2 protein-coding genes are annotated in these 1,694 nt (G+C 43.9%); both read right to left on the bottom strand.

The window, feature by feature from the left end:
• Positions 1-980, bottom strand: a 980-nt coding sequence (locus GBI16_RS18020) for a Y-family DNA polymerase (RefSeq protein ID WP_151707605.1), incomplete at its 3' end; no start/stop codon positions are given.
• A gap of 14 nt (positions 981-994) precedes the next feature.
• On the bottom strand, positions 995-1,621 hold the full coding sequence (locus GBI16_RS18015; protein ID WP_000038641.1) for a LexA family transcriptional regulator: 627 nt from the start codon (positions 1,619-1,621) through the stop codon (positions 995-997).
• Positions 1,622-1,694 lie beyond the last annotated feature (73 nt).

Genomic DNA, 1,694 nt, shown 5'->3' with positions numbered 1-1,694 from the left:
AAGTCGTCTGTATGCTCATGCATCTGAACCACGATATATGGCGAGTAGCGCTCGGACTTATCAAAGCGACTGGTTTGGATATAGACCCCAATCATTTTGCAGATTGAGCCATCTTCCCGCATTCGTTTCACGGCTCTGGCCACATAAAGCCGAACAGAAGCTTTAATGTCATCCATTTCATACACTGGGTTGCCATATGAACGGCTGCTGATGATTTGCTTCTTCGCTACAGTATCATCACTAAGGTCAATACAAGAAAGGCCCTGTAGCTCAAGCACCGTCTTTTCCATCACGATACTAAACTGCTTTTTGATTTCTTTAGGATTGGCATTGATCAGATCCAGCACAGATTGAACACCCATAGTATTGAGCTTCTTACAGTTCTGTCTGCCTACGCCCCAAACCTCAGACACATCAACCTGCGCGAGTAGCGTTTCTGTAGAGCATGGGTCCATATGGGCCAGATTACAGACCCCATTGAAGAACTTGTTTTTCTTGGCGAGATGATTGGCAATCTTGGCTTCGGTTTTAGAGCGACCAATTCCAATACAGCAGGGTAGGCCTAACCAACGCCAAGCCTTAGCCCTCATGTCTTGAGCATATACAGTCAGGTCAAATAGATGCTCGTAAGCTGTGAGCTTCAGAAAGCATTCATCAATGGAATAGACCTCTTGATCTCCTGGTGCAACATAGTCCCCAAGCAGCTCCATAAAGCGCTTGGACATTTCGCCATACAAGGAGAAATTACTGGATAGCACCTGAATGTTATGTTGTTTGATCAGCTCTTTAATTTGGAATACAGGAACACCCATCTTGATGCCTAAGTCTTTCGCTTCCTGGCTTCTGGCCACGGCACAGCCGTCATTGTTGCTGAGCACAATGGTTGGGCGATCATTCAAGGCAGGATTAAACACACGCTCACACGAGACGTAGCAATTATTCACGTCGACTAACGCGAATATTTCATTTTCACTTTGCATGGTTATTCTTCTTTTTATGAGCGGTGATAAATACGCTTTAAATTAAAAGTCACCACACCCCAGATTGATATGGTCTGACTATCATCAGGAATGATGTGATTGTAATTCGAATTTTCAGCCTTCAACCAAAGTTCTGGAAGCGGATAATCTTCATCTCCAAATATTTCTTTGATTTCAGACTTGGACATCTTATTGGTGATCATCAGCCGCTTAATGGTCGAGGCATTGTCATCAATCAGGGCAACCACGATATCGTAATGCTTGGCTTCAATACTGCGATCAATAATGATTGGATCATTAATCTCTAGGCCAGCATCGAGCATGGATTCACTGTCTACATAGGCAATAAAAGTAGAAATAGGGTTGTGAATCAGGAACTCATTCAGATCGAGTGCTTTGTCTTGCTCATCCTTGGTGCTGAAGGCCGGACCTGCAGGAATACGCTCTAAAGAGACGGGAATAGATACTTTGGATTTGGGTAGGACAGCAGTAAGCCCTAATTTTTCAACAAGCTCATTTTGAACAGCGATTTGTTCAAGCACGGTGTTGATGGTAGGACTTGGTTTACCCTCTGGACCCATGAGCTCTTGTAAAGATGACCATGCGTCGTCAGAGAAGTAGATCGGCAACTTCTTAGACATGTGATACTCCTACGCTACGGTGGCGTGTTTGGAAGTAGAATTCGTATAAATAGGATATTACTAACAGCGTTTA

Source organism: Acinetobacter sp. TUM15064 (genome assembly GCF_008980265.1).
Taxonomy (GTDB): Bacteria; Pseudomonadota; Gammaproteobacteria; order Pseudomonadales; family Moraxellaceae; genus Acinetobacter.
Note: the sequence above shows the minus strand (reverse complement) of the source record. Positions and strands in the feature narration are given on the sequence as shown.